Annotated in this window: 14 protein-coding genes and 1 pseudogene; 5 read left to right on the forward strand and 10 right to left on the reverse strand. The window is 58.3% G+C overall.

Features of this window, described 5'->3' with window-relative positions; all coding sequences use genetic code 11:
• Positions 1-206: 206 nt before the first annotated feature.
• The 4 genes from ASF84_RS04475 to ASF84_RS04490 all read right to left on the reverse strand — a co-directional run bounded on the left by ASF84_RS04475 (position 207) and on the right by ASF84_RS04490 (position 6,052).
• Positions 207-1,532, reverse strand: coding sequence for a TolC family outer membrane protein (locus tag ASF84_RS04475; protein ID WP_056835684.1), 1,326 nt, complete (start codon positions 1,530-1,532; stop codon positions 207-209).
• On the reverse strand, positions 1,529-2,863 hold the full coding sequence (locus tag ASF84_RS04480) for an HlyD family type I secretion periplasmic adaptor subunit (RefSeq protein WP_056835686.1): 1,335 nt from the start codon (positions 2,861-2,863) through the stop codon (positions 1,529-1,531). The genes ASF84_RS04475 and ASF84_RS04480 overlap by 4 nt, the downstream gene beginning before the upstream one ends.
• 7 nt (positions 2,864-2,870) lie before the next feature.
• Positions 2,871-4,622 (reverse strand): type I secretion system permease/ATPase, encoded by a 1,752-nt coding sequence (locus ASF84_RS04485; protein WP_056835689.1) that lies wholly within the window; start codon positions 4,620-4,622, stop codon positions 2,871-2,873.
• 683 nt (positions 4,623-5,305) lie between these two features.
• Positions 5,306-6,052: a replication initiation protein gene (locus ASF84_RS04490; protein WP_056835690.1), complete on the reverse strand. Its 747-nt coding sequence runs from the start codon at positions 6,050-6,052 to the stop codon at positions 5,306-5,308.
• 1,226 nt (positions 6,053-7,278) lie between these two features.
• Between ASF84_RS04490 and ASF84_RS04495 the strand changes: the two genes are divergently transcribed.
• From ASF84_RS04495 to ASF84_RS04505, 3 genes are all read left to right on the forward strand, one after another.
• Complete coding sequence (locus ASF84_RS04495; RefSeq protein WP_056835692.1) at positions 7,279-7,911, forward strand: AAA family ATPase; 633 nt, start codon at positions 7,279-7,281, stop codon at positions 7,909-7,911.
• Positions 7,908-8,207, forward strand: coding sequence for a hypothetical protein (locus ASF84_RS04500; protein WP_056835694.1), 300 nt, complete (start codon positions 7,908-7,910; stop codon positions 8,205-8,207). Before ASF84_RS04495 ends, ASF84_RS04500 begins: the two co-directional genes overlap by 4 nt.
• Positions 8,208-8,470: 263 nt before the next feature.
• Positions 8,471-9,499: a DNA replication terminus site-binding protein gene (locus ASF84_RS04505; protein WP_056835695.1), complete on the forward strand. Its 1,029-nt coding sequence runs from the start codon at positions 8,471-8,473 to the stop codon at positions 9,497-9,499.
• Here the strand turns inward: ASF84_RS04505 and ASF84_RS04510 are convergent.
• From ASF84_RS04510 to ASF84_RS30080, 3 genes and pseudogenes are all read right to left on the reverse strand, one after another.
• Positions 9,474-10,679, reverse strand: coding sequence for a tyrosine-type recombinase/integrase (locus ASF84_RS04510; RefSeq protein ID WP_056835697.1), 1,206 nt, complete (start codon positions 10,677-10,679; stop codon positions 9,474-9,476). The two genes, ASF84_RS04505 and ASF84_RS04510, sit on opposite strands and share 26 nt — an antisense overlap.
• A 206-nt stretch (positions 10,680-10,885) precedes the next feature.
• The gene (locus ASF84_RS30075; RefSeq protein ID WP_442963018.1) at positions 10,886-11,695 is read right to left on the reverse strand and encodes a methyl-accepting chemotaxis protein; all 810 of its coding nucleotides are present in this window, start codon (positions 11,693-11,695) and stop codon (positions 10,886-10,888) included.
• Positions 11,696-11,791: 96 nt separating this feature from the next.
• Positions 11,792-12,769, reverse strand: a pseudogene (locus tag ASF84_RS30080) (cache domain-containing protein); the annotation flags it as partial.
• A gap of 524 nt (positions 12,770-13,293) precedes the next feature.
• Here ASF84_RS30080 and ASF84_RS04520 point away from each other — a divergent pair.
• A complete protein-coding gene (locus ASF84_RS04520; RefSeq protein ID WP_442963019.1) occupies positions 13,294-15,069 on the forward strand; it encodes a methyl-accepting chemotaxis protein in 1,776 nt (591 codons plus the stop codon).
• A gap of 68 nt (positions 15,070-15,137) precedes the next feature.
• Here ASF84_RS04520 and ASF84_RS04525 read toward each other — a convergent pair whose 3' ends face one another.
• The 3 genes from ASF84_RS04525 to ASF84_RS04535 all read right to left on the reverse strand — a co-directional run bounded on the left by ASF84_RS04525 (position 15,138) and on the right by ASF84_RS04535 (position 18,240).
• Positions 15,138-15,986, reverse strand: coding sequence for an alpha/beta hydrolase (locus tag ASF84_RS04525; RefSeq protein WP_082481352.1), 849 nt, complete (start codon positions 15,984-15,986; stop codon positions 15,138-15,140).
• Positions 15,987-16,126: 140 nt separating this feature from the next.
• Entirely contained in the window at positions 16,127-17,050 is a 924-nt protein-coding gene (locus tag ASF84_RS04530; RefSeq protein WP_236709365.1) for a type II toxin-antitoxin system RelE/ParE family toxin, read from the reverse strand.
• Between the two features lie 554 nt (positions 17,051-17,604).
• Positions 17,605-18,240 (reverse strand): hypothetical protein, encoded by a 636-nt coding sequence (locus tag ASF84_RS04535; RefSeq protein ID WP_056835705.1) that lies wholly within the window; start codon positions 18,238-18,240, stop codon positions 17,605-17,607.
• 388 nt (positions 18,241-18,628) lie between these two features.
• On the opposite strand from ASF84_RS04535, the gene ASF84_RS04540 reads away from it, so the two are divergent.
• On the forward strand, positions 18,629-19,414 hold the full coding sequence (locus ASF84_RS04540) for a substrate-binding domain-containing protein (protein WP_056835707.1): 786 nt from the start codon (positions 18,629-18,631) through the stop codon (positions 19,412-19,414).

A 19,414-nucleotide genomic window follows, 5' to 3' on the forward strand; every position in this document is an offset into this window, starting at 1 on the left:
CATCCGTCTTGCCGGCGACCGGCTGCGTAGCAGTCGTAAATTTGCGGCGTTTCGCAGATTTCTGCGAGCGCTGCGCACTCGGTCGCCGGCAAGCGGGCTCCTACRGGTGTGAATTTTATAGCCAAKAAAATCAATAAGTTATTTTATGTTTGATGAGCGCGCGGGGACGGCCACAACAGCAACCGCCTGTACATCAGGCGGTTGTTTCAGAACAGCCCCTGCACCTTTTCCAGTTTGCTGCGGGTCATCTGGCCGGTGCGGGTGTGCAGGTTGACGTAGCTTTGCAACACTGCCAGGCGGGTGTCGAGCAGGTCGCGCCGGGCCGAGAACAGGCGTTGCTGAGCATCGAGGATGTCCAGGGTGGAGCGCACGCCGGCCTGGTAGCCCTTTTCAGCTGAAGTCAGGGCGACCTGGCTGGAGCGCACGGCAGTGATCAGCGCACGGATTTTCTCGAAGCCGGCAACCACGCCCAGGTAGTTGGCCTCGACATCTTCGGTCAACTGCTGCAGTTGCGCGTCATAGCTGGAACGGGCGCTTTCCAGGGCCGAGCGGGCCTTTTCCGACGAGGCACTGACGCCACCGCCCTGGTACAGCGGAATGTCGACCACCACCCCCACGTAGTAAGTCGACTGTCGCTGGGACAACTCGTTGATGTCGCTCTGGTCGACTCGCGCCATGCGTCCGCTCAGGGCGACGGTCGGGTAGTGTCCGGACTTCTGCAGTTTCAGGTTGGCTTCGGCCACCTTGATCGTGGCCCGGCTGACGCCCAGTTCGGCGGCGGCCTGATCGGCCTTGAGCATCCAGTAATCGAGGTCTTCCTCAGGCGCCAGCAGGGCGTTGGCCGGCGAAGGCTCCTGCATGGGCTGAATATCGTTCACGGGCAGGCCGGCCCGGCCGGAGAGTTTGCGCAAGGCGGCGCGGCGCCGGGCCTGGGCTTCGATTTCCTGGGCGCTGATGGCATCAAGCCGGGCCTGGGCTTCTTCAAGGTCAGTGATGGTGCCTTCGCCGGCCTCGAACAGGCGCTTGGACTGTTTGGCCAGGGCGGCAATGGACGCTTTCTGCTGGGAGGTCAGTTTCAGTTCGTTTTCGACCTGTGCCACATCGAAATAGGCCTGTACCACCCGGTCGTACAGCGCTTGTCCGGCGTTGTCGTGCTGGAACTCTCCCAGCCGGGCACGGGCCTTGGCCTGCTCGTAGGCCGCCCAGCGGCCTTTGTCGAACAGCGGCTGGCTGACCGTCAGGGCAATGCTGTCGGAGGCAAACTGGTCTTCGCCGCTATTAGCCGCCGACTCCTTGTTGAATTTGCCACCATGGCCATAACGTGAATTGATCGCCACCTGGGGCAACAGGCCACTGCGACCGATCGCTTCTTCCTGGCGCGAGGCTTCGTAATCATGGTTGGCCACCTGGTAGGCCGCATCGTTCAGGCGCGAGGCGTCATACAAGGCCACCAGCGACAGTTGATCGTCAGCCGCCATCAGGTGGCAGGAGAACAGCAGGGCAAATACAGCGACAGGCAGGCGCACGGTCATTCTTCCTTGAAGGCGCCGGCCATACGCTCGGCGATCGGCTGCATCAGATAGTTGGCCAGGGTGCGTTCACCGGTCTTGACCAGTACCTCGGCCTGCATGCCCGGCTTGATGTCCAGGCCCAGGTTGTGCAGCTCTTCGACTTGCTCAGGATTGACCGAGACCTCCACCGAGAAATACGGCGAGTTGGTGTGCTCATCGATCAACTGGTCTGGCGATACGGTCTGGACCTTGCCGACAATGACCGGGGTGTGTACGCGTTGCAACGAACCAAAGCGCAGGTCCACGACCAGCCCGGGCTTGAGCCGGTCGGCCATCATGGGCGGGAATTGCGCCTTGACCACCCAACTGGACCCTTGCGGCACGATGTCCATCAGTCGCTGGCCGGGCTGGGCGATACCGCCAACGGTGTGCACGGCCAGGCTCATCACCTGACCGGCGACCGGTGCCACGACAGCGGCACTGTTGAGTTCAAATTCCAGAGCCTTGATCTGGTCGGCCAGGCTTGAGCTCTGGCCTGAGACCTGGGTCAGTTGCGATTCGGCATCGCTGCGAAACAACTGACCCTGCTGCAGGGTCTTGAGCTTGCTTTCATTGATGCCCTGGCGAGTGCGGCCGATGTCGGAAATCGTCGCGGCCAGTTGTGCGCTCAATTGTGCAGCATTGCTCTCGGCCTCGAACAGGCGGTTGCGCGGCAGATAGCCTTCGCGGGCCAGCTCACGCAGGCCCTTGAGTTCCTGCTGCTGAAATTGCAGCTGTGCCGAGTGGTTGCGCTTGATCTCTTCGTAACCGGCCAGTTGTTCGTTCAGCGAAGCGATTTCGTGCTGGTTGATCTGCAAGCGGCTGGCCAGCTCGGCACGGCGTGTGGCGAACAGGTAGCCTTGCAGTTCCATGGACGCTCGCGCCCGCGGGTCGTCGGCGCGGGCCAGCAGGTCGGGCGACCATTGAATATGGTCACGGTCCAGACGCTCGGCCATCAGCCGCTCTTCAACGGCCCGTGCACTCAGCCATTGGCCGATGGCGACATCAAGCTGCGACTTGGCCTGCACGGTGTTGAGCTGTACCACCACCTGACCTTGCTGCACCTGGTCGCCTTCACGCACCAGGATGCGCTCGATCATGCCGCCGCTGCGTGATTGCACTGTCTTGCGCTCGCCGGACACCACCACCGAGCCACTGCCCACCACGCCCCGGTCGAGCGGTGCAAAACCGGCCCAGAGAAAAAAGCCGCCCAGGCCCAGCAGCAGGCACCACATACCGACGCGGGCGATGTTATTGGCATCGGCATCGGGTTTGGAGACCGGGGTGGACAGGTCGTTCTGACTGGCTTGCATGGATGCCTCAGGCTTTTTGATTGCTGGTTTCCGGGTTGCTGTCGGGTGCACTGGCAGGCGCGACCGCTTTGGGCGCCGCCGCCGGCATCAGGGTTTTCATCACCTGATCGCGTGGGCCGAACAGTTGCTGAACGCCTTCCTTGAGAAACAGCAGTTTGTCGACCACCCCCAGGATGTTCGGCCTGTGGGTCACCAGCACCACGGTGCTGCCTTTGTCCTTGAGCTTGCGCACTGCCTGCACCAGTGCAGCCTCACCGGCGTCATCGAGGTTGGAGTTGGGCTCATCGAGCACCACAAGCGAAGGGGTGTCATAGAGCGCACGGGCCAGGGCGACACGTTGTTTCTGGCCGCCTGACAGACCCAGCCCCCCCGTGCCCAGCAAGGCATCGTAGCCTTTGGGGAAGTGCAGGATCATTTCGTGGATGCCGGCCATCTGCGCGGCCTCAATGACTTTGTCGGAGTCCACTGCGCCAAAGCGGGCGATGTTTTCGGCAATCGTGCCGTCGAACAGCTCGATGTCCTGTGGCAGGTAGCCCAGGTGAGGCCCCAGCGCCTCGCGCGACCACTGGCTGACTTCGGCATTGTCCAGGCGCACCGAACCGTGGCTGGCCGGCCAGATGCCGACCATGGCGCGCGCCAGGGATGATTTGCCCGAGGCGCTCGGGCCGATGATTGCCAGCACTTCGCCCTTGGCCAGCTTGAAGGTCACACCGTTGACGGCCGGGCGCTGCAGGCCGGGCGGGGTGATCACCAGCTTGTCGATGCTCAGGGCACCGCTGGGCGCCGGCAGCGGCATGCGTGCGGTGTCCTTGGGGAATTCATTGAGCAGGCGGTTCAAGCGTTCATAGCTGCTTTTGGCATTGCCCATCTGCTTCCACGAGCCGATCAGCGCCTCGGCCGGCGCCATCGCACGCCCAAGCAGGACGGAGACGGCAATCATGACCCCGGCCGAAATCTGATTCTCGATCACCAGTATCGCGCCCAGGCCCAGGGCCAGGGATTGCCAGGTCATGCGAATAAAACGCGAAATCGCCGCAATGCGTGAACTGCGGTCGCTGGCCTCGCCCTGTTCGGTGATGACCTGTTGCTGGACGTTGTACCAGCGACGACGCAAGGGCTGGAGCATGCCCATGGCCTGAATGACCTCAGCGTTCTGCAAGGTACCGTTCACATAGCTCGAAGACGCCACCGACAAGCGGTTGGCCTCGCTCATGCTCTTGCGCGTGGTCAGCTCGTTCCAGATTGCAAGCCCGGCCAGGATCAGCGAACCGATGACCGTGAACACACCGAGCAGAGGGTGAAACAGAAAGGTCGCAATGACGTAGATCGGCAGCCACGGCGCATCGAACAGCGCAATCAACGCAGGCCCGGTGACGAACTGGCGAATGCTGTTCAGATCGCTCAGGACCTGGGCCGGGTTGCTACTGTTTTCCTTGAGGCTGCGCTGAAAGGCGGCGTCAAAGACCCGTTCACCCAGCTGCGTGTCCAGACCCGCGCTCATCTTGATCATGACCTGGCCACGCACCCACTCCAGGGCGCAACTGACCGCAAAGAAGATGAGCAGGATCAGGCTCAACATCAGCAGCGTGGTTTCGTTACGGCTGGTCAGGACACGGTCGAAGACCTGCATCATATAAACAGAAGGCACCAGCATCAGCAGGTTGATCACCCCGCTGAACAGGGCAAGCACCCCGAAAAGACGACGGTAGCGCAGCAGTGCTGCATCGATGTCTCGCTTGGGATCAAAAAAGAGTCGCATGGCGTCCAGGAGAGAAAGTCACGATAGGAAAAGGGCTGCTGGCCAACAGGCCGGCATCGCATCACGCAAGCTTGATGCCGCGGATGCTAGCACTTTGGCAGACGAACTGCTCAAGGCCGGCCCACACACCTATATCATCGGCTCCAACAGCCTGATCTTGAACCTGTTGACGAAGGCTTCATCGCTGAGCGTACGGTCACGATGCAGCCTGTCGACAAGTACCTGCCAGCCCTCTGCCGCTCGTCGGCACTGACTGGATCCGTTGCGGCCTTTATATCGCGCAAGACGTTTCTTGCCTGATCGCTCAGGTGCATGTTCAAGCTCAGAGCGGCCAATGCTATCGACTACAAATTCCGGCTACATAATGTTTCGGCCTTTGGTTTCAAGTGACAGGCAAAAAAAACAGCTATCTATATAGCTATCTATCTATACGGGTCAGCACGCAGTTGCGCGAAAAATGACGTGCAGCCCCCGTAAAAAGCGATGTGCCGATGCCTGGGCTCTACAGGACCGGTTTACCAGGCAAGGCAGCCGAATCGGCATGGCCGACACCAAAACCGACGTCGCAGGTGAACCGGAGCGGTGCATCGACTACAAATTCCGGCTATGGCAATAACGAAAAATATAGATAGCTATCTAGATATATAGCTATCTTTTAATTCTGCAACTTACTGTTTTAAATACTAATCTTTCAAGATATCCAGCGGGTTTTCGGGAAGTGCCTGCAAGGTATCCCCCAGTGACAGTCGCAACTGGGCAGCCTCTTGAAAGCGAAACACAAGGCTTTTCACGGTCTTGCCTTCGGTGATCGTCTCGTAGGTAATCGAGATGCCCGACTTGGCCATGATCTCGTTGATCGAGGGCGTGATGACACGCTGACGCAGGTTGTTGAAGCGCTTGTAGCTGTCGCCCAGGTCCAGAAGGATGCGCAGCCTCTCGACCTCGATGACCAGAACGCCAGTGCTCTTGAACTGCATCATCAGTTCGAACAGCCGAAAGCTGTGCATCGAATTGAGGTTGGCCACACGGCGCAGGTCGTACGAGGTCAGCTTGCTGTTGAGCATCGACAGGTAGGGGATCACATCCACCGTGAAATTCAACGTCACACGTCCCTCGCCCTCGGCATAGGTCGCCTTGTACACCCAGCGGATGCGCGTGCGGTTCTTGCCGTCGAACGTCTGGATATCGCGCTCGTAGAGGGAATCGGCCGCTTCCTTGAGATTGGTATAGGCAAAACGAATCGGCACACCGTAGATCTCGGCAAAGCTGGCGGCGGTCACGGTGATCTTGGAGGGCATCGGTTTGCGCGGGTCGACCTGGGCGATCGCGGCCAGCAGCAGGCGCTGTTCCTGCAGGGTCAGGCGGTAGGAAGCACTGATCAGATCGTTGGCTTTCGTCACCAGCAGTGACGAAGGTTCTTTGGCGGTCATCGACTACTCCGGGCGCGTTGATGAGTCGATAGTAACAAGCTTGGCGACCGCTTTTCGTCTGGTTTGTGCATGCCTGAAATATCCAGTCGTTAATAGCCATAAGCCATAGCCGGAATTTGTAGTCGATGACCGACACCGGTTTGTCCTGGATTTTCAGTTGCGGCGCCATGATCGACGGTAGCCGGAATTTGTAGTCGTTACCCGCAAGTCTGGCAGTAGCCGGAATTTGTAGTCGTTATGAGCACATGAAGGGCGTGTAGGACGCGTCTGTCAGACGCACTGGCATGGCTGAGGGCCACGTTTGGCGAGGCGTTGAGCCATAGCCGGAATTTGTAGTCGATAGCCAGCCCCTGTTTCGCCACTTGTTTTCGACCGTTGTCGAGCCTACCGGGATGACATCGAGGCAAAGGATCACTTAGCTTAAATTGGGATCCAAAAATTGTTGAATGCCTGTGGATAACAGCCGGAATTTGTAGTCGTCATAGCTGAAATTTGTAGTCGATACAGCTGGAATCTGTAGTCGTCATAGCCGGAATTTGTAGTCGTATAGCCGGAATTTGTAGTCGTTGCACCTCTGGAGGCCACGTAAATCAAGGCCTCCAGAGGTGCTAAAAACAAGCTTTAAAAACAAGCTTTAAAAACAAGAAAAAAAGATTTTAAAAACACACGCGAAGAGCTGATTTTTTTCTGGGATGAAAAATCAAAAGCACAGAGCAAAAAGGAAATAGCGCCAAAACCTCCTGAGAGCTTGCAGGTTGCACGAAATGCATGCCTAAGCTCCACGGATGTGCAAACAAGGGTAAAACCTCTCAAAACTCTCCTCAGGGGCTTTTGAGGCTATTGCTACGAGGTGTGCAGATGAGTTTTTCAGGTGTCATGGAAAATTTTCTGCCGAATTGCCGGCGTGATGAAAAAACACCAGGTGCAATGCATTCGACGTCATATCACTGCAGTCGCGGGCATCGGGGCCGCACTTTGCCCATGATCACCAGAAACGTTACCGACAAGCAAAGCAGAAAAAAACGCACAGTACGAAAAAGCAGAATCTTTCAAAGTGTTCGGATTTTCCCTACAACCACAAATCACTCAGCTGACAGCTGGAATGGAAGACCTGCGCTCGGAGGAAAGCGCATTTAAAATAGCTAGCTAGCTATATAGATAGATAGCTATAATGCACGTCGAAAGAACGGCCTATATATAGCTGCCGCAACGAGAAGGAGACCGCAGTGACTATTTTTGCATGCGTCAATACCAAAGGGGGCGTTGGCAAAACCACCACAGCCGTGCACCTGGCAACCATGCTGGCAACACGAGGAAAGACATTGCTGATCGACGGCGATCCGCAAGCCAGTGCTGCCAGTTGGGCTGCCTGGCGCCGTGATAACCCCGAGTACAGCCCAAGCCCGACCACGGTCTGTCTGCAAGGCAAAGCCATCAACTCGGAAGGCCGCCAGCTGGCGACTTCTTATGAGCACGTCGTTGTCGATGCCGGTGGCCGAGATTCGGTGGGACTGCGCTCTGCATTGTTGTTGGCTGAAGTCGTCATCGTGCCCGTAGGCGCCAGCTCGTTTGACGCAGCAGCAATGACGGATTTGTTGACGGTCGTTGACCTTGCACGCGACTACAACCCCGACCTGAATGTGAAGATGCTGTTGTCCCGAGTCGATACCCGCACCAAGGACACCGGTGAGATGCTGCACTTCCTGGAAGAGCAGTCATTCAGTGTCTTCAAGACCAAAATCTGTGAGCGTGTGGCTTTCCGTCGCTGCATCAGTGAAGGGGCGATCGTTCATGAGCTCAAGCGTGATCATGCCGCCATTCAGGAAATGAACGCGTTCTTTGCCGAGGTACTGGCATGATCAAGTCCAAGCCAGACATCAAAAGCTTCAAGAAGGACCCGAACGATTTTCTCGAAGGCGGGGAGGCCGACAAGGCCTTGAACAAAATGACAGTCCGTGAAGAACCTGTGGCCCAGGAACCGGCCATTGAAGCCTTCAAGCCAGAGCCGACCATCCAGAAGCTGTTTCGCTTACGGTGGGACATTGCCAACGCACTGAAAATGGGGGCTGCACAAGAGTCAGCCAAGAGCGGAAAGCGCGTCACTGAAACTGACATTGTTCAGCAGCTGTTAAAAAAGCACTACAACCTCAAGTAGTTGAAGAGTTGGGCAGGTAAACCATTTTTCGATAGCTAGATAGCTATCTCTTTGGTGCAATCACAGCGCTCTGTCTGCCCGGCAAGGGGTTACCCAAAAGGATAGCTATCTATAAAGATAGATAGCTATCAAAATCAATACCACCCCTAGCGAATAAAAGAGACTAGCCGCTCTACCCCTTCGGATTGCCCGGGCTGGTTTGCGCAGGATGTGTTGTTTTACTTGGGCTCTATATTCAGGGGTGGTATTGAAAAGGAGAGCATATGCTTACTGAAATCGTGTCCGTACATGAGCGCCTGGTTTCCAAGCTTCATGTCTTTAATCAACTATGGCCCAGCCTGGTGGTCAACGGTACGGTCTGGAAGTTGCCTGTCCTGGCAGAGCAAAAGGCGCCTGACCGTATCGATGCACAACGTCTCGAAGGACAGGCTGCCATCGAGGCTGCCATACAGGCCATGACGGCGTTTGAACGTGTTGTCGGCCAGGCACCCGGTACGGTCATGCGCTTGCCGGGTTACTTTGCCGTGCGCGACAGCGTCTTGCCTTGGGTCCGTGAAATCAATGATCTCAAGGACGAACTGATGGCCATGATCGAAAAGACCCGCCTGGAACTGAATCTGGCCACCACGGCACGCTCCAAGATTCTGCGGCAGGCCTTGGGGCATCAATTCAGCATGAAGCAGCTGGGCCGTCATACCCAGGCTTTCGACAGTTGCCCGCGCTTGATTGTCTTTACCTGGGCCGGTCACACCACTGGCGGTGAGCGGGTTGAGGTCGGCAAGGTACGCGAGCTGTTGGCCAAGGCTGCCGAGCAGCAGTCGGACCGCGATAATGTCGCGCCCGGTGAGACCCTTGCCGGCGCTGAACTGCGGCGTATTGTCAACCTGGCGGACCATGCCACCTTGGTCAAATACAAGAAAGTGGCGCCACACCCTCGGGCCATGCTGTATTTCTCGGCCAGTTCCCGTTACGACGCGATGATTCACAGCAATCTGCCGCTGTTCGTGCTGGCCGGTGAAAAGCCGATCGAGGTCCACGAACTGCGTGATTTTGATCGCCATGTACGCCAGGCCGAACGGCCGGACAAGAAAAGCCGCATTGAAGTCATCCCACGGATGAACCTGTACCTCAATCCCAATGACCTGGTCGGCATGCGCAAGTCTCAGCTACCCCAGAGCCGCTCCAGCCTGGTGGCCTCCACGTACTCCGAGAGCCGCGCCAGAACGTCAGAGGACAACCTGCCTCACAACGACGATCAACTGGACCTTAACCTTCCGGCTGCAGATGACTGACGACCTGGCGGGTGCCTTGCTCGATAAAGGCGCTCCAGGCGGTCATGAGCTGCCGGCGTTTATCCAGCAGGTCACCCCGGTGATAAGCCGCTTCAACCTTGTCGCCCAGGGTATGGGCCAGGGCCATTTCGCAGACGTCCCTGGGGAAATCGGTGTGTTCGGCCGCCCAGGTGCGAAAGCTGGAGCGGAAGCCATGTGGCACATAGTCATCGGCATTCAATTGCGCCATGACCCGGCGGATGGCGTTGCCCGGGAGCGCACCACTATGGCGGGCATTGGGAAAGACATATAAAGGGTGTTTGCCACGCTGTTGCTCCAGTACCTGCAGCGCGGCCTCCACCAACGGTACGCGATGAAGCTTGCCGGCCTTCATTCGTCGGGCGTCGATGTTCCAGACCCGATTGACCAGGTCGACCTCCTCCCAGCGCGCTTCACACACCTCTGCACTGCGGCAGGCCGTATGGATGATCAGCTCGCAAGCGCGTGCTGCTGTACTGTCCAGGCTGTCCAGTTCACGGACAAACGCGCCCAGCCGATCAGCCGGCATGGCCGAAAATGGCATCTGGCTGCGCTTTTGTCGCGGCAACAGTTTGTCCAGGTGGCCACGCCAGCGGGCCGGGTTTTCGCCCGTGCGCAGTTTGCGCGCCTTGGCCGCATCAAGCACCAGCTCGATACGGTTACGCAGGCGCGAAGCCGTTTCAGGAATACGGCTCCAGATGGGTATTAGCACATCCAGCACATCGTCGGTCTCAATAGCCTCGACCGTCATTGCGCCCAGCCGTGGATAGACATGATCGTCCAGCGAATGCGTCCATTGCTGGGCATGCCGGACGTTTTTCCAGCTCTGCCGGTGTGTCTGGATATAGCGCTCGGCTTCTTCGCGAAAAGTCACCGGGCCTGCTGCCGCCAGAATGCCTTGTTGCTCGGCCTGGCGCTGCGCCAAAGGATCGATCCCCTGACTCAGGGCCAGACGATGCGTGTCGGCCGCCAGGCGTGCGGCCTTCAATGAAACGGCTGGAAACGCGCCAAGACCCAGGTCATGCCGGCGTTTGTCACGCTGGTAACGCAGCACCCAGTTTTTACTGCCGCCGGCACTCACCCGCAGAAACAGGCCACGTTCGTCAGCATAGCGGCCTGGTTTTTCCACGGTTTTGATAAATGACAGGGTCAGCTTGCTCATTTCTTCTCACAAGGAAAGAACACACAAAGAAGCAAAGTTTACAGCGCAATGTACGCGGAGGCACCCTCCGCGTACATTTGCGATTAAAGCCTTTATTTGCAGGCACTCAGGTTCTGATCAGGTTAATGAACCCTCACTCAGGCCCTCATCGAAATGAAACGCCGCCGATGATAGGGAGCGTTTCATTTCAGCGGGCTGAAAAGACGTCAGATCTTGAAGCTGTCAACCAGTTGCTTGAGGCGACCGGCCTGTTGCGACAAGGCGGCGCAGTCTTTGAGGGTTTCGTTGAGGTTGGCCACACCTTGCTGATTAAGAGTGTTGATCTGGTTGATGTCGACGTTGAGGGTTTCTACCACTGCGGTCTGCTCCTCAGTGGCGGCAGCGACCGACTGGTTCATGCCATCGATTTCACCAATGCGCCGGGTGACATCCTGCAAGCGGCTGCCCGCCTGGTTCGCCACCTCGACACTGCTCTGGCTGGAAGCCTGGCTTTCATTCATGTTGATCACCGCTTCGTGAGAACCACTTTGCAGTTCACCGATCATTTTGTGGATTTCGTCCGCCGACTCCTGCGTGCGATGCGCCAGGTTGCGCACCTCGTCGGCGACCACCGCAAAGCCGCGCCCGGCCTCACCGGCCCGTGCGGCCTCAATCGCTGCGTTGAGCGCCAACAGGTTGGTTTGCTGCGAAATACCCTTGATCACGTCGAGAATGTGGCCGATGTTGTCGGTACTGGCGTTGAGCTTCTCGATTTGTACACATGAGCCACTGATCTTGCTCGACAACTCGCTCATCGAGCGAATCGTCTGTTCGACCACACGCCGACCGTCCTCGGCCTGCTCGCGCGCATCACTGGCCTGGCCCGATGCATCAGAAGCATTACGGGCAATTTCCTGGGTCGCCGCCCCCAGTTCGTTGATGGCTGCCGCAACGCTATTGGTGCGGGCGCTCTGTTCATCGAAGCCGATGATCGACGAGTTGGACGACTCCACCACCCGTTGTGACAGGTCATGCACCTGCAAAGTGGCCGATGAGACTTCAGCAATCGAGGCATGGACGCGCTCGACAAAGCGGTTGAACGAACCGCCCAGTTCGGAAAACTCGTCATTGCCCTGCAGTTTCAGGCGGCGGGTCAGGTCACCCTCGCCCTCGGCAATGTCCTGCATCGCACGCCCCATATCAGTCAGCGGACGCATCAGCGCACTGATCAGCAGGCTCAGCAGCAGAGCGATCACGGCCACCGCAATCAGCACCGCAATCAAGGCCGAATGACGGAACTGGCTCAGTGGTGCATAGGCTTTTTCCTTGTCGATTGACAGCCCGATATACCAGTCAGCCCCTGGCAGGCCGGTGATCGGGGTAAAGGACAGCAGCCGCGCCTGGCCATTGAGCACCACTTCACGCAGGGGCTTTTCCAGTGCCAGGGTCTGGCCCGGATAAAGATCCTTGAGGTTCTTCATGACCTGGTCCTTGTCCGGACTGACGATCACCTGCCCGTCGCGGCTCACCAATACCGCATGGCCCAGGCCACCGAAATCGACCGAATTGATGATCTTGACCAGGACATCGAGGCTCAGGTCCCCCCCGGCCACGCCATTGATCTGCCCACCGGACCGGATCGGGCTGGCAATGGTAACGACAAGCCCCCCTACCGACGCCTGGTAGGGAGCGCTGATGATGGTTTTGCCCGCCGCTACCGTCGAGCTGTACCACGGTCGTTTGCGCGGGTCATAGCCGGCCGGCATCTGTGCGTCCGGGCGCTGGGTGAATACACCGTCGCTGTCACCGATGTAGGTGAACTGGAAAGTGGAAAGCAGCGATTGCGCACCGACCAGACCGCCCAGGTCATTGCTCTTGATGCCTTGGCGCTCCACGTCCTGTGTGAGGTTATCCAGTGCCAGAATCCGGCCGCTCAGCCAGTTCTGCACACTGCTGGCCGTCAATTCGCCCGCCTGGCCGACCGAGGCCTCAAGGTTCTGGCGGATGGTCATGCGTTGCAGGTAGTCGTTGTACAAGGTGAACAGCGCAAAGGCCAATACCACAACGCCCGAGGCGGCCAACAGGATCTTATGACGAAACTTCAAATTCATCAGGGTTTATCTCAGCAGTCATCAGGAACGGGAAAATAACGGACACGTCTTAACGTTCTAGAACTTTAAGGTTCTTGAACAAGAACGATGTCGTACGTCAACTAGGAATAGATGAACGGAAGTATAGATGAGTTTCAAGCGGCTTTTCATTCGGTATCGGCCCGGTGGCATTGTTTTTATGAAGGGTCCTGGAGCCCTTTATAAACGTGGCCTGCACCAAATGAAAGGCTGGTGAAAGAAGAACAGGCTTTTTTCAAAAAATTACTCATTTTTCCTTACAGCCAGACGTTCTGCCGCCGATAGCGTAGTGCGTTATACCTTGCGATGGCCTCACAAAAACAATCCCAGCGGCCCGAATCATTAGAATAGACATTCCAGGAGAACGTCGAATGAACAGCTGGTTTTCCAATATCAGCGTCAATATGAAACTGGCGCTGGGCTTTGGTCTGGTGCTTGTTTTTACTGCCATTTTAGCCCTTGTCAGCTGGACCGGTCTGGGCAAGCTCATTGACCGCAGCAACTGGATGAGCGACATCGGCACGCTCAATGCCCAGTTGACCAAATTGCGTGTTGCCCGCCTGCAGTACATGGTGGCCAACGGTGACGAAAAGGTGGCCGACACCGTGCAGGCGTCCTTCGATGGCTTCAAGGGCCAGATCGACTACCTGCTCAAGACCTTTAAAAGCGCCGACAACCTCAAGATGCTCAATCAGTTGAGCCAGGTCAGCAGCGCTTATCAGCAGTCGTTCAACGACATGCGTACCGGCTACAAGACCAGCAATCAGGCGCGGGCCGACATGGCCATCCAGGCACAAAAGGCTGCTGAGCTGGTCGACCAGACCCTGGCTGAAGTCCAGGGTGATGCCGAACAACTGGAGCAATACCAGGTCATGGTCCAGACCCGCCTGGACCTGCTCAAGGTGCGTTACGAAGTGCGTGGCTACGCGGCAGCTCCCAATCCTGAGGGCGAGCAAAAAGCCTTCGGCCAGCTGGAGACGACCCTCAACGGGCTGGAGCGCATGAACAGCGTCTTCGCTGGCAGCCAGGCTGCACGCGTCAAGCAGCTGGAAAACGCGCTGCTGGGTTACCGTGCGGCCCTGCAAGGCTTCAAGGCAGGTGATGCGCAGATCGTTCAGGCACGCAAGGAAATGACCACTCAGGGCCAGGACATCGTCAAGATCAACGAAGACCTCAACCAGCTTCAACTGGACCGTCGTGACATAGAAAGCGCCCAGGCCCGTCAATGGCAGGTCATCTGCACCTTGCTGGCCCTGATCCTCGGTATCGTGGCGGCCGTGTTGATTACCCGCCAGATCACCCGCCCGCTGCAGCAGACACTGGAAGTGGTCGAGCGTATTGCCTCGGGCGACCTGACCCGCACCCTGGAAGTGACGCGCCGCGACGAACTGGGTGTGCTGCAACAGGGCATCCAGCGCATGGGCAGCACCTTGCGCGAGCTGATCACCGGCATTCGTGACAGCGTGACCCAGATTGCCAGCGCCGCCGAAGAACTCTCGGCCGTCACCGAGCAGACCAGCGCCGGCGTCAACAGCCAGAAAACCGAAACCGACCAGGTGGCCACGGCCATGCATGAAATGTCGGCCACCGTCCAGGAAGTGGCCCGCAATGCCGAACAGGCCTCGCAAGCCGCTTCGGCCGCCGACCGTGAAGCGCGCGATGGCGATCGGGTGGTGGGCGAGGCGATTGCCCAGATCGAACGCCTGGCCACCGAGGTCAAGCGTTCTGCCGATGCCATGACCGAGCTGGAACAGGAAAGCGACAAGATCGGCAAAGTCATGGACGTCATCAAGTCCGTGGCCCAGCAGACCAACCTGCTGGCCCTCAACGCCGCCATTGAAGCGGCACGTGCCGGCGAAGCCGGGCGTGGCTTTGCCGTAGTGGCCGACGAGGTTCGCGGCCTGGCACAGCGCACCCAACAGTCGACCGAAGAAATCGAAGGCCTGGTCGCCGGCCTGCAGAGCGGCACCCGCCAAGTGTCGAGCATCATGCTTGGCAGCCGTGAGCTGACCAACAGCAGCGTGGAGTTGAGCCGCAAGGCCGGTGATTCGCTGGGCAGCATCACCCAGACGGTCTCCAACATTCAGGCCATGAACCAGCAGATCGCCGCTGCCGCCGAACAGCAGAGCGCGGTGGCCGAGGAAATCAGCCGCAGCATTGTCAATGTGCGTGACGTGTCTGAACAGACCGCTGCGGCCAGCGAAGAAACGGCGGCTTCAAGCGTCGAACTGGCGCGTCTGGGTGGTCAGTTGCAGATGATGGTCAGCCGCTTCAAGGTTTGAGTCCATTTGATGTGGGAGGCGCCGGGCGGCACCTCTCACGACAGAATCTCTCTTGAAGATTCCTCCGCTCAATCCCCGATCCGCTTCGTCACCCATTGACGGGTGTACGCCAGCACCTTGTTCGCCATCGTCGTGGGGAAATGAATGAACCCATGCGGTGCGGCCGGCAACCTGTGCATTTCAACCTCTGCCGACCGGGCCCAGCGTTCGGCCAGGCCGAAGGTGTCATCGCGAAGCGGATCCAGCTCGCCAACAAACATCAGCGCAGGCGGGAAATCGGTGAAGTCGCCATACAGCGGTGAGACCGGAGCCTGTCGACGTTGTGCATCGCTCAGTCCAGGGGTAAGCATCTGAAACGCCTCGACCATGCCCGGGCCGTCCAGCAACAGTGTCTCCGGGCCGGCGGTGCGCACACTGGGTGTGCCGCTGAGGTCGAACACCCCGTAGTACAGCACCGTAGCACTGACCCGACGCAGCAGGTCAGGCCACGCTTTCAACGCCAGTAACGTGGCCACCGCCAGATGGCCACCGGCTGACTCGCCGACAACAATGACGGGTAAACCGGCAAATTCCGGAGCGTCCCCCAGCAGCCAGCGGGCAGCACACAGGCAGTCCTGGAGCAGACCTTCGATCGGTGTCGACACGGCAAGCCGGTAATCCACTGAAATGACCGCCACGTCGCAGGCCTTGACCAGGCCGGCGTTGAGGTCGTCATTCATCTGCGCGTTGCCGATCACCCAACCGCCACCATGGAAATCGAGCACGATCCCCCTGACCTTGCCAGCGGGCCTGATGATCCTGACCGGCACCGTCGTTCCGGCCACTGTCACGATTCTGCGTTCGGCGTGCAGGCCATGCCTGTGCAGACCACGGCTGCGCGCCAACTGGCTCATGCGCAGCAGGGCCTGAATGGCCATGGGTGTGAGGCGATTTCTGATGCGAAAACGCGGCAGCCAGGCAAGCTTCTTGTTGAACTGCCTTGCTTGCGCGATATCCTGCTCTGAACACAGGCGTGCGTCATTCTCCAATGGCCGGCTTCCTTGGGTGCACTCTTGAACTACCTGAGGCTGTCGACATATTCGCCGACCGCAATACGCTCGGCCTTGCGCTTGCCAGCCTCTACAAACGCCTCGAAAGACGCGCTGGCCATCAGCTTTTTAGCCTGGATTTCCAGGTGTTTGAGCACCGGCTCCGGCACTTGGGCCAGGTCGTGTTGCAAGGCATGCGAGCACGCCAGTGTTTCCACCAGCTTGGCGCGGAACTTGTCCAGGCCCCGACCGCTTTCAACCCGTTTCCAGGTCGAGATAAAGAACGTCTCACCACGGCCCGGTCCGTTGCTGGTGACATAGGACACTGCACACAGGCCCACCCCACTGCGCTTGCGCCAATGCACGGCGGCATGCTCGTCAAGTTGCAGGATGTCTTGCTCAAGGCACGCATGACCACTGTGCTTGAGGTGAATGCTCGCCGCTTCCAGCGCACCCAGCGTGCTGCCGAATGTGGCATCGGCAAATCGCGACTGCAATATGACACGCTTGTCGCGCACGATACGCACGACCCAGACCGCGCTGCGGACCTCGCGGCTGATGCCACGGGGCACGTTGTAAGTCAGCCCATCGATGGTTTTCTGATAACAACGCAGGCCAGAGACATCGACCGAGGAGCGCACCCAGACGTCGGTACTGGGCTCCAGTGGCTGGTTGATGGGCTGGCCGTTTCGATGCAGGAAACTCAGGATCTGTATAGATCCGGGTGTGACATGGTAGGTGGTCAGGAACGGCCAGCGCTTGAGCGCCAGTTCGCGTACGGCCGGCATGTTCTGGGGATGGGTCGTGTCCAGCGCGCTGCAGCGTTCCAGCGCCTGACTCTCGGCCATCACGTCATCGACAATGGCCTCGGCCTGTTCGGCACCGACCAGTTCCTTGTAATGCTGGAAAATCTCGTCCAGATCCAGGCTGGCCTTGCGTGTCATTTTCAGCATGATGCCTGCCTCGATTGCGCTGTGCGGTGTATCCGCCTGATCCGGTGGTCCAGACGTTCGCCCTGAACGCTGTCCGGAATCTGTGAAACGTCAGAAGCCATGAAAAATATCCTGCTGTCATTATCCGGGCCTGGCAGTAAAAAACCTTGCGCGGCACCGTCGTTTTGCGAACCGGTTCACTGCAGGATCTGTAGATATGGCAAAGCAATATTAAATGGCCATATCTGCACAGTTCGTCATCATGGATCAGGCAACTAAAAAAATGACAAGCGCCTTAAGTTGGAGTTCCCTGTTTTAGTGTAAGCCCATCGGGACAACAGGCTGAATCGGCTGACATTATCCAGCGCGCCAGCCCAGCGATTATTCATCATCGCTCAGGGCTGATCAAGCCAGCGGTCTGTTTCAACCGCCTATCGGATTATACAGGGGTCGGAAATAATCAACAGGCGCCGTGATATCCATGGGTTAACCACGCTCTTCTACACCCCCTGTAACAAGTTGGATGGACTTGAATAACCCCCTCATTTGAATATTAAACGCGGCCTTTTAGAGCATCACCAGCGCCCCTTGTAGCGGTTCAGGGATTCCACATACTGGGCCACGGCAATCTGGTCAACCTTACGTTGTCCGGCCTGCTTGAAACGCGCAAATACGTCACTGTCGAACAAGCGATCGACTGCCTGGCGAATGCTTTTCTGCACCGGATAAGGCGTGTCCCTGGACTCGTTGTCTATTGCCCAGGCCCGTTCCAGCACACTCACCAGCTTGCCGCGAAACTTCTCCATGCCCCGGCCACTGGCCACACGCCGGTAGGTGGAAAGAAAAAAGGTCTCGCCCCGCCCGGGTCCCCGATGCGTGACATACGCCACGGCACATAATCCGACGCCACTGCGCTTGCGCCAATGAACCGCCGTACGTTCATTCAATTGCAGCACATCGTCGCGACGCCAGGCATGGCCACTATGAAGCAGATGAAGAATGGCGGCATCGAGTGCACGCCGCGTGCCCCCGAAGCGCCGATCGGTAAAGCGGGCGGACACTTGCACTTTCTTGTTTTTCAGGACACGAACGATCCACACACGGCCTCGGGTTTCCCGGGTAATGCCGCGCGGAACGCTATAGGTGACATCATCGACACTCTTGTCGTAACACCTCAGGCCTGAAATATCGATTTCAGACTCAGTGTTCATACAGGCAACCGACTGTCTGTAAAGTGAATAAAGCGGCTGATACCGCCGGTTGAATAATCCGTATCGCTGTTCAAGGGCAACTGAACCCGACGGGCCTGTTCACGCCTGTAACAAGTAAGCGTGTAACGGATTTGATCGTGCAGGACACTTCAGGGTGACCGCCGCCGTCGACAGGAACCTTGACGCATGGCGCCCGATCTACACGGTTTCCAGGTTCGGGATACAGACGTCAATCAGTGTGGCAGTCAACAGGCGACCCGGCCCGATCAAGCGATGGATGGACCCGTACCGGGCCCGAAATCTGCCGCCAATTGCCCTCGGTTGCCCGACGCCTGCGCGTTTTTGCCACATACTTGCCGATTCAAGTGACAGCAAGGTCAATCTTCCATTGAAAAATCTACTTCCCTGGCTGCTCGGCGGTGTTCTGTCTTTTCTGCCGCTGTCTTTTGCGTATGCCGCCACTGCCAAGCCTCTACAACTGATCGTTCTGGCCTCCAGCGCCACCATGGGCGCTTTCCAGGCACTAAGCACCGACTATGAGAAGCGCACTGGCGTGCGCCTGGTGGCGCAACTGGCGCCCTCGACAGGCAATGCACCCTATGCGATAGCCAATCGCATGGCTCSCCAGGAGCCGGCCGATGTCGTGCTGTTGAGCCGTCCGGCCCTGGAACGGCTGATCAAGGACGGGCATGCCGATGCCGACAGCCGCGTCGAGCTGGGCAAGGCCTTTATTGCCTTGGCCGTGCCGGCCGGGGCGCCCAAGCCGGATATCAGCACCATGGAGAACTTCCGCCAGACCCTGCTGGACGCTTCGTCCATCGCCTATTCGGACAGCTCCAGCGGTCTTTATGTATCGCGGGTGATGTTCAACCGGATGCACATTGCCGATCGTGTACAAGACAAGAGCCGGATGATCAGCACTGAGCCGGTAGGCGATGTCCTGGCGCGTGGCGAGGCGCAGGTGGGTTTTCAGCAGCTCAGCGAGCTCAAGCAGGCGAACGGTATCCAGATTGTGGGGCTGATCCCCGATCAGGCACAGCAGATGACCTTGTACTGCGGCGCCGTGGCCAGTCGCAGCAATCACCCGCAGGACGCCCAGGCGCTGCTCGATTACCTGGCCTCGAGCGAAGCGGCCGGCACAATGCGTGACAACGGGCTGGAACCCATGAAATGA

The sequence above is a fragment of the Pseudomonas sp. Leaf127 genome, from assembly GCF_001423155.1.
Classification (GTDB): domain Bacteria; phylum Pseudomonadota; class Gammaproteobacteria; order Pseudomonadales; family Pseudomonadaceae; genus Aquipseudomonas; species Aquipseudomonas ovata.